This is a genomic window from Veillonella parvula (genome assembly GCF_902810435.1).
Taxonomy (GTDB): domain Bacteria; phylum Bacillota; class Negativicutes; order Veillonellales; family Veillonellaceae; genus Veillonella.
Map to the genome: position 1 here is coordinate 590,439 of NZ_LR778174.1, position 9,562 is coordinate 600,000.

At 36.8% G+C, this 9,562-nt stretch carries 8 protein-coding genes (2 of these 8 only partly in view); 5 read left to right on the forward strand and 3 right to left on the reverse strand.

All coding sequences use genetic code 11. From position 1 onward, the window contains the following. The first annotated feature begins 175 nt into the window (after positions 1-175). The 4 genes from FNLLGLLA_RS02560 (at position 176) to FNLLGLLA_RS02575 (ending at position 5,307) form a co-directional block, all read left to right on the forward strand. Positions 176-1,585, forward strand: coding sequence for an MATE family efflux transporter (locus FNLLGLLA_RS02560; RefSeq protein ID WP_123138478.1), 1,410 nt, complete (start codon positions 176-178; stop codon positions 1,583-1,585). Between the two features lie 552 nt (positions 1,586-2,137). Next, positions 2,138-3,175, forward strand: coding sequence for an OmpA family protein (locus tag FNLLGLLA_RS02565; RefSeq protein ID WP_156697223.1), 1,038 nt, complete (start codon positions 2,138-2,140; stop codon positions 3,173-3,175). A 226-nt stretch (positions 3,176-3,401) separates the two neighbouring features. Then, entirely contained in the window at positions 3,402-4,523 is a 1,122-nt protein-coding gene (locus FNLLGLLA_RS02570; RefSeq protein ID WP_024060234.1) for an AI-2E family transporter, read from the forward strand. A gap of 127 nt (positions 4,524-4,650) precedes the next feature. Next, positions 4,651-5,307 (forward strand): PepSY domain-containing protein, encoded by a 657-nt coding sequence (locus tag FNLLGLLA_RS02575; protein ID WP_004692962.1) that lies wholly within the window; start codon positions 4,651-4,653, stop codon positions 5,305-5,307. Between the two features lie 189 nt (positions 5,308-5,496). Here the strand turns inward: FNLLGLLA_RS02575 and FNLLGLLA_RS02580 are convergent, their stop codons facing one another. Further along, a complete protein-coding gene (locus tag FNLLGLLA_RS02580; RefSeq protein WP_174892246.1) occupies positions 5,497-7,014 on the reverse strand; it encodes a dihydrolipoyl dehydrogenase family protein in 1,518 nt (505 codons plus the stop codon). Between the two features lie 248 nt (positions 7,015-7,262). After that, positions 7,263-8,483, reverse strand: a complete 1,221-nt coding sequence (gene sstT, locus FNLLGLLA_RS02585) for a serine/threonine transporter SstT (RefSeq protein WP_004692960.1) — start codon at positions 8,481-8,483, stop codon at positions 7,263-7,265. Between the two features lie 346 nt (positions 8,484-8,829). On the opposite strand from sstT, the gene FNLLGLLA_RS02590 reads away from it, so the two are divergent. After that, positions 8,830-9,562, forward strand: partial view of a ubiquinone/menaquinone biosynthesis methyltransferase gene (locus FNLLGLLA_RS02590; protein WP_077708221.1) — the 5' portion only. Its footprint extends 14 nt past the window's final position; 733 of the gene's 747 nt are visible here — the first part of the coding sequence; the start codon lies at positions 8,830-8,832; its stop codon lies beyond the right edge, outside the window. Next, positions 9,557-9,562, reverse strand: the end of a protein-coding gene (locus tag FNLLGLLA_RS02595; protein WP_155086418.1) for an SIMPL domain-containing protein. It continues 726 nt past the right edge of the window; the window shows 6 of its 732 coding nt (coding positions 727-732); its start codon lies beyond the right edge, outside the window — the gene reads right to left on this strand; the stop codon is at positions 9,557-9,559. The two genes, FNLLGLLA_RS02590 and FNLLGLLA_RS02595, sit on opposite strands and share 20 nt — an antisense overlap.

The window sequence follows — 9,562 nt, forward strand, 5'->3', positions numbered from 1 at the left end:
TTGATAGGGTATATACATTTCGTATAAGAGGTTCTTTTGCTATTTTGATATGTATTCTTATTTAAAATGCATAACATATGAATGACTTCTCATATGTTGTGTGATATAATACAGTGGAAATAAGAGGTAAAGTGATACCTCTATTATGTATGATCTTGCATGAATAGGAGATAGGATGTTAGACCGTATACAACGATGGCTTTCAATAGACACCATGTTGCCTGTTGCAGAACGATTAGGACCTGTAGGAACTACAAAGCAGCTATATGGTAATTATTTAAAAATAGCTTGGCCAGCTACATTACAAGGCTTGATGTTACAATTTATGACTGCCATTGATTTGGCGATGGTTGGTGCCTTAGGTGCGTCAGCTCTTGCTTCGGTAGGCATTATGGGTCAACCTGAGATGGTAATGCTCATCTTTTGTCGAGCCTTATCCATTGCTGTGACAGCAATTATAGCTCGTCGTCATGGTGAAGGCGATGTAGATGGTATGAATGCCGTACTCAAGCAATCTATTTTATTGAATTTTTTAATTTATGTACCGTTATTATTGATATGTTTCTTGAACTTAGAGCATATTCTACGTTTTACGGGTGCTGAAGATGGCTATATTGAAACAGCCGTTTGGTATGGTCGTTTCATAGTTATTAGCTTAATATTTCAGTCCTTTAGCCAAATCGTAGGGGCTGCACTCATTGGATATGGTAACACTAAAGTTATTTTTAAATCTAATGTAGTAGGGAATATTTTGAATACGATAATGAATTTCTTCTTAATTTATGGTATTGGTTTCTTCCCTGAACTTGGCGTTATGGGGGCAGGTGTATCCACTATGATCAGTAGTGCTATTATTGCATTATTGTTGTTGCGTACGATTTCACAACATACTTCTACTGGATTAACATTGCGCCATCCGTCGAAATGGACTTTTGAAAGGCCCGTATTACATACAATGTTTCATGTCGGTGGCAGTTCTTTAGGAGAACAGTTCTTTGAGCGGTTCGGTATGTATACATACACTATGATTGTTGCTTCCTTAGGTGCGGTACCTTTAGCAGCACATTACGTATGTATGAATTTAATGGATATATTTTACTATTTTGCGATGGGTCTTGGATTTGCAGGTGCATCACATACGGGGCAAAGTCTGGGACACAAACGACCAGATATTGCACGTACTTATGGTAAAATTGGTGCTCGTATTGGTTTAGTCGTGGGCCTTGTAAGTGCATTAATCTTTATTGGTCCTGGTGATTTTTTAGTACAGTTATATACTCGTGAAAGTGATGTTGTTACACTTTCAGCCACTTTGATGGGCATTATGGCTATCGCTGCATTCCCTCAAGCATTACAGCAAGTGTATTCCGGTGTGTTGAAAGGGGCAGGAGATACATATTACATCATGAAATATTCTCTTGTAAGCGTAGCAATCATTCGTCCTATTATTACTTATTTATTGTGCATTACACTAGGTTTAGGGCTTTTTGGGGCATGGTTATCTTTGTGCTTCGATCAGTCTCTAAGATTATGTTGTTCTTATTTGAGATTTATTCGAGGAACATGGCAACATAAGGTTGTTTAATGAGATGTAAATTCTTTTTTACATTGAAAGTTTTAGAAGGATTCATGAAAAAGAAGTGAATAAACTCTTGTCTATTAAAAATTTTTGATGTACAATACGTAATGTGAAAAAAATGACACATTGGGGAATGTGTTATCTGACCAGAAACTTCTGATTTCACGTATATATGTAAGGGATATACATATGAAATGATAAAAGCTTCCTTAGTGCATAAGGGAGCTTTTATTCGTTCAATTATAGTTAGATTTATTAGTATATATAATAATGATTTTGATGAACTTATAAGACCAGTAATTTTATTATTGTTAGAGAATCTTAAAAAAGATAAATAGTATTATAATTTCGGGAATATAATATGTGCAGAGAATCGCAGTGATTCGGCAATAGAGAGGGTTTAAATATTTATATTTATAATATTTATAGATAGATATAACTAAAAATTCATCAAATATTCATGAAGAATATTGAATTATATTGAAAAATTGTGTAAAATATAAGCATATTATTACTAAAGCCTAAGTATTATAAGGGCTGTTTTTGGAGGGAATTATAATGAATAAAAAATTATTAGCTTTATTGGCAGTTGCTGCTGTAGGTGTGTCCGTAGCAGGTGCAACTCCTCAAACTCAATTCAATAAAGGTGAGTTTCAAGTTGATCTTGGTGCGTCTGATTCTAAAGCAAAAACTAAAGCTTGGACTTCTGATGCAAAATGGAACTTTGATGGTGGTGTAACATACGCTTTTACAGATAAAACAGCGTTGCAATACCAATACCATGGTTTGAATGATAAAATGTTCGGCACTAGCTATAGTGATAGAATGCAAGAAGTTAATTTGATTCAATCCTTGAACAAAAATTTCGCAGTATATGGTGGTTATGCTCACATTTCTGGTGATACATTCCCTAAAGCAAATAATATTGCTCAATTAGGTGTAATTGGTAAAGCTAACCTTGGCTCCAAAGTAGACGTTTATGGTAAAGCGGGTGTAGGGACTAAGAGAACTACTACTTGGGAAGCAGGTTTAGGTTATAAAGTTAACCAAGACTGGGATATTAATGCAGGGTATCGTTATATCAATACTAAACGTGATGATAAGTCTAATATTTCCTTCCAAGGTCCTGTAATAGGATTATCTTACCGTTTCGGTGGTCACAAATCCGTAGCTCCTGTATACACTCCAGCGCCAGCTCCTGTATACACTCCGGCTCCAGCTCCTACTGTAGAAGCGCCTGCATATAAAACTCCTAAATTGGATTACTATGTACAATCTATCTACTTTGACTCCGACCAAGATGTTGCTCGTGCAGACCAATATCCAAACTTAACAGCTGCTGTAAATGCTGCTAACCAATATTCTCAAGACCAAGTTAAATTGATGGGTAACGCTGATACTGATGCAAATCCTCAATACAACATTGCTTTGTCTGAACGCCGCGTACAACATGTGGCTCAATATTTAGTTAACCATGGTGTATCTGCCGATCGTCTTATCGGTATTGCTAATGGTGATGTTAAACCAGTTGCAACTAACTCTACAGCAGCAGGTAAAGCTGAAAACCGTCGTGTAGACGTTTATATTCATCGCTAATCTCTAGACTTATCTAGATTAGTCCTATAATAAGTCCACCTTCAATTATGCTCTCTTGTTTATCGAGAATTCGAGCATGCGACAAGGTGGACTTTTGTGTTATACTAAAATTGCATACAATCCTAGGTCATACAATGTTCATTATGCTTTGGTAATGTATGCGATGTGAGAATCGTATAGTTATATAGGTGTAGCTTATTAATAGTGTTATGTGAAGTAGGTTATTATGAAAGAATTCAAATATTACAAACAGCTCATAGGAGCTATTATACTAGCGGGCATTATGATTATGATGGCACTACGTATAAGTGATATTGCTAGTGGTCTTGACGCTATCTTTACGGCTTTTGTTCCGCTCATTGTGGGTGCTTGTATTGCTTTCGTATTGGATATTCTAGTCGTTCGTTATGAACGATGGCTATGGCCTAAGTGTGACTCTGGATGGAAGTATAAAATACGTCGCCCGTTGAGTCTTTTGCTATCCTTTGTAACAATTAGTGTTATTGTGTATTTTATTGCTCGGATGGCTTTACCTCAATTGATTCATTCTATGTCGATTATTGTAGCTGCATCACCGCAATTGTATACGGATTTCCAAACATGGATGCAACATATTACAGAAACCATTCCAATGGCGTCGAATCAAACGATTATAGATGCCCTAAGTGGAGAGAATATTGCTAAATATACTCGTGAATGGGGGACAAAAGGTGGCACATATATTGTAAATGCAATGGGCACCGTATTGTCTTGGACTTTGAACATAGGTCTTGGCTTAATTTTTGCTGTTTATATGTTGCTTGATAAGGAACGCCTTATGTTACAAGGTAAACGTATATTAAAGGCTTATGCATCAGATGAGTGGGTAAATCGAGTTAGTTATGTAACTCGTGTAGCAGTTCAAACATTCAGTAATTTTTTTGTAGGTCAGTTTATAGATGCCTTGGTTCTAGGCGTGATGGTAGGTATTACTTTATGGCTATTTAATATTGAATATGCTACAACGATTGCTTGTGTAATTGGTCTAACTGGTTTGATTCCACTATTAGGTATTTATGTTGGTGGTATCATTGGAGCCGTTATGCTACTTACTGTTAGCCCTATGGATGCTCTTATCTATGTAATTATTCTGGAGATACTACATCAAATTGAAAGTAACTTTATTTATCCTAAAATTGTAGGTAACTCTGTTGGATTACCAGGTTTGTGGGTATTTGCTGCTGTTATCGTAGGCGGTAGTTTGATGGGGGTTACTGGTATGTTGATCGGTGTACCTTTAGTGGCTACATGCTATAAATTGATTATGACTGATGTAGATGGACGACTTGCATCTAATGAAGGTTTATAGTATATTGTCTAAATGATATGACTATTTACATATTTTTCGTGTTGCTGAATATAGCATGAACTTATAGAAATTCTAGTGTACTAATAGTTTGATTAATAGAAACATGGTATCTAGTAGGAGGATTATAATGAATAAAAAGTTGATTTCTATGGCATTAACGGGGGTATTAGCAGTGGGCATGTTATCCGTTGCTACACCAAGTGTGGCAGATGCACGCAAAACAAAGCCTGAAACAAGTACGGATATTTCTGTAAAACGTGCACCTGGCGAGTCCATAGTTATGACTATGAGCCAAATTGGAACTATTTTCCAAAATCGCTATCCTAATGCGGCGCTTCATTCTGTAGAGCTCAACTCTAATGACTTGAACTATGGTTATAAAGTAGTTGGTTATAGTAAGTATCATCAGTACAAGATGAAAATTGATGTAATCACTGGTAATGCTTCTGATATGGAAGAGGGGGGCAAACCTAAGAAAGTTATTGGTGAGATTTTTAATAAAGATAAAGTTATTGAATCAACACAAGCAGAACGTGTTGCAAAACAACAACTTGGAAATGATGCTGTTATGAAGGGCTGGAAAATTGAAGCTCATAATGGTAAAGTTTTATACTATGTGACTATGCATCAAGATGGTAAAAAAGTAGTTGTTACAGTAGATGCTGAGACAGGTGCTTATGTAGAACAATCTAAATCCTATAAATTACCACCTGAGCCAGATCAAGGCTTCGATGGTCGTAAAACAAATCTCGTTTGGGGTTCTGATATAGATATGGGCCGCTAACCTATCTATTGATGATTAATAAGAAAAGAGCCGAAGGCAATGCCTTTGGCTCTTTTTTGCGATTCCGATACTATAAAATATCGGTTGATAGTGCTCTTATGTTAGAATATTTTTTTTACAATAGATATGTTTGCAACAAAAGGACTGCGCCTAGGTTTAGTCCTTTTATTATTTATAACTATAGTTGTATTACCAACGATTTTCGTAGTACACTTGTGTCCACATGATAACCTCGACGAGGGATGGATGTGGGCTCATAGTTTCGCCTACAGTGATAACGGATCTAGGGTCCATTTCACGAGTAATACCTTTTTCACGTAAACGTTTAGTGCGTTCAGAAGCGATTTCTTCATTGATGGCTGTCAACGGAGTTACACCACTATTCATAAGGTTCACATAAGGCTGGAAGAGGATAGAGGCTTGAGGACCTACGACATGCATACCAAGGATATGGTTGGTGTCTTTATCTACCACAATTTTTACAAATCCATCGTTTATATCTCCAGGGTTGATACCCATTGCATAGCCTTTTGCAGTGGAGGAGTAGAAGTTCTTCCCAACTCCTACATTGTAACCCGCTTTGATAGCTTCAGCCTCTGTGAGACCTACACTACCAATTTCAGGATAGGAGAAAGTAACTTTTGGTAATGTATCATACCTTGCCCAACGGTAATCATCTTCACTTGTTGCATAGAAGAGATTGTGAGCAATGATATCTGCTTCGTAGTTTGCACGGTGACGGAATGCCGGCTCCCCATTGACATCACCTAAAGCGTAGATACCATCAACGGATGTTTCTAAGAATTCGTTAGTTTTGATCCAGCCTTTAGGCCGTGTTTCAATACCAGTATTTTCTAGGTGAAGTTCTTCCACAGCTGGACGGATACCTGCAGCTACAAGGATTTCTTCAACTTTAGTTTCTGTAATTTCGCCAGTAGTACGATCTTTAGTAACTACTACTTTAAGGCCATCCTCTTGGCGGATTTCAACAGTGTCTTGGTTTAGAAGTACGTTAATACCACGTTCTCTGTAGTTGTTAAGCAAGTGTTCCGATATATCTGCATCTTCTTTAGGAACTAAACGTACATTATGTTGTAGAATTGTTACTTTTGTACCAGCGGAATCAAATACATGAGCGAACTCAACACCAATCGGACCCGCACCAAGTACAGCAAGGGATTTATATGGCTGTTTAGGGAATTTATCACCAAAGAGACTTTCACTAGTAAGGAAACCTGATTCTTGAAGACCAGGTACATTTGGAACATTACTATAGCCACCAGTACCAAGGATAATTATAGGCGCTGTAATTTCTACAATGCCAGACCCATCGTTAAGATGGATGTTCATCACTGTATCAGATACAAAGCTTGCTGCACCACGATACACATCTACGTTGTCATAGGCATTGTAATAATCATAGATGCCTGCAGATTCGTCAATTTTATGCCAAGTACGCTTGGACACTGTGTCCCAGTCCATAGTAGCAGGTCCAACGTTAACGCCAATTTTTTTGAATTCTTTTGTTTCTTGAATTGCATTAGCTGCTGTAACCATAACTTTTGTAGGAATACAACCGCGAGTTAGACATGTACCACCAAATTTACCTTTTTCTATGATTGCCACTTTAAGGCCTTTTTTGAGCGCAGCATCAGCTACGATGGTTGCGCCGCCTGTACCAACTACAATAATATCGTATTGTTTCATGTTGATTCCTTCCTATATATCTACTAATAGTTATTATCATTAACTATATTATACCACTACATTGAAGAAAATCAATATAGTTTGTTAGTGATTGGTGAAAGTTTATATTTAGTTTATCCAAATACATAATATTATTTCCAGAAAATTAAGAGACGCGGATATATGTAACTTTCACAAAGTCCTATAAAAGAATGTACAATTAGTTTACAAAAAAAAAAGACGGTCCCAAAGGACCGTCTAAAAAAATTTTAGTTCCAATCTTGATGATAACCGCGTTTTGCATAATCAGCAGTAGCAGTGAAGAGGATATCTGTGCTAGAGTTAAGTGCAGTTTCCGTGGAATCTTGTAATACCCCGATAATAAAGCCTACGCCTACAACTTGCATTGCTACATCATTGGATATACCGAATAGGGAACAAGCCAATGGAATAAGTAACAAGGAACCGCCTGCAACACCGGAAGCCCCACATGCACCTATAGTGGCAATAACAGATAATAGGATTGCGGTAGGAATATCTACAACGATACCTAATGTATGCGCCGCAGCTAATGTCATGATTGTGATTGTAATTGCTGCACCACCCATATTGATTGTGGCTCCTAATGGAATGGATACGGAATACATATCTGGATTAAGTTTCAATCGTTTGGCTAAATCAAGGTTTACGGGAATGTTTGCAGCAGAACTACGTGTAAAGAACGCATAGATTGCAGATTCTCGTAAGCATTTAAATACCAATGGGTATGGATTACGACGAAGGTAAATAAAGGATAAAATTGGATTGATTACTAGTGCTACAAAGATCATAGAACCAAGTAATAATACGAGTAATTGAAAGTATCCAATCAAGGCTTCGATGCCGTTAGTAGCAATGGATTCTGCTACAAGGCCCATAATACCAAGAGGGGCGAATCGAATGATCCAACCTACTACAGTAGTAATAGCTTGTGCAATGGACTCCATAACTTCCTTCGTATTCATCGGTGCATGGCGTAAAGCACCACCAATGATAAGTGCCCAACCTAAAATACCGATGTAGTTAGCAGTCATTAATGCTTTTACAGGATTATCAACTACATTTTTTAGTAATGTTGTCATAACCTCTACGATACCTTGAGGTGGTGCGGCATCGGCTGCACCTGCTGCTAGGTGTAATGTAGTAGGGAAAAAGAAACTTACGATTACTGCTAAAGCCGCAGATAGGAATGTACCTAGTAAATATAAGGTTATAACAGAGCCCATACCTGTTTTTTGTCCAGAGCGATGTTTACTAATCGCAGCGATTACTAAGAAAAATACGAGGATAGGGGCAATACCTTTTAGCGCTCCAACGAAGAGGACTCCTAATAAAGCAAGTTCATTGGCCACATCTGGCACATAAAGAGCAGTTAAAATACCAATAATCAAACCTATGATAATTTGTTGGATTAGACTGACTCTATTGATTGATTTTACAAATCGATTCATAGTACACTCCAATACTTATATAAAAACAAATAAAACTCCATGATAAAGTATCCTTTCAACATGGACATATGTCATTATACAACGAACATGAAATGGTGGCAATAGATATTATAATCGATATTTGTATATATTTATTATGAATATAGGTAAAAAATAGATATGTGTGTTTAGTTCTATATTATGTAGCGGAAAATACTAAATACCAGTGTTTTTAGTAGATATGTATATATTACATAGTCACTATATAGAGTATATATATTAGGATTCTTTTTAGCGTTCCTATAGTGTGGTATACTATGCCATATATAATTCTTGAACATAGTTCTTGATTTGTGAAAGGTCCATAATGAATACTAAAGAATTTAAAACGTATGCAGATAAAGAGAAATTTGTACAAGGCGTTTTTTCTAATATTGCAAAAAACTATGACTTAATGAATACGGTGTTAAGCTTTGGACAAGATTATTTTTGGCGTAAATTCTCTGTAAAAGCGATGAATATCGGTCCTCACCAATATGTACTTGATGTGGCATGTGGCACTTGTGTATTTACGAAGGAAGCATTATGTCAAGAGCCCACTTTGAAGGTAGAGGCATTAGATTTTAATAGTGAAATGTTAAATCAAGGTCGTGTTCGTATTGAGGCTGCTGGTTTACTTAATCAAGTAAATTTAGTACAAGGTGATGCCATGGCCTTACCATATGAGGATAATACATTTGATGCTGCAATGAGTGGCTTTGCAATGCGAAATGTTCCAGATATTAAGCAGGTATTGTCTGAAATGCAACGCGTGGTAAAACCAGGGGGGAAGGTTGTGGTGTTAGAACTTGCAAAACCAAGTATGTTTGGGTTTAAACAGTTATATAACTTCTATTTTTCATATATATTGCCTATTATAGGAAAATTGAGCAAAGATAACTCTTCCTATGCCTGGCTTCCAGAATCTTTACGTAGATACCCTCATCAAAGTGAGATTTTAGAAATCTGGAAATCTCTAGGATATGAAAATGCCACCTATCATGAATTGACAGGCGGCATTGTAGCTGTACACGAAGGTGTGGTACCGGAAAATTCTATTG

What these genes read in the sequence shown, in the direction of transcription:
- FNLLGLLA_RS02560 (WP_123138478.1), top strand. Translation starts at nt 176, where the DNA reads ATGTTAGACCGTATACAACGATGGCTTTCAATAGACACCATGTTGCCT.
- FNLLGLLA_RS02565 (WP_156697223.1), top strand. Translation starts at nt 2,138, where the DNA reads ATGAATAAAAAATTATTAGCTTTATTGGCAGTTGCTGCTGTAGGTGTG.
- FNLLGLLA_RS02575 (WP_004692962.1), top strand. Translation starts at nt 4,651, where the DNA reads ATGAATAAAAAGTTGATTTCTATGGCATTAACGGGGGTATTAGCAGTG.
- FNLLGLLA_RS02570 (WP_024060234.1), top strand. Translation starts at nt 3,402, where the DNA reads ATGAAAGAATTCAAATATTACAAACAGCTCATAGGAGCTATTATACTA.
- FNLLGLLA_RS02580 (WP_174892246.1), bottom strand. Translation starts at nt 7,014, where the DNA reads ATGAAACAATACGATATTATTGTAGTTGGTACAGGCGGCGCAACCATC.
- sstT (WP_004692960.1), bottom strand. Translation starts at nt 8,483, where the DNA reads ATGAATCGATTTGTAAAATCAATCAATAGAGTCAGTCTAATCCAACAA.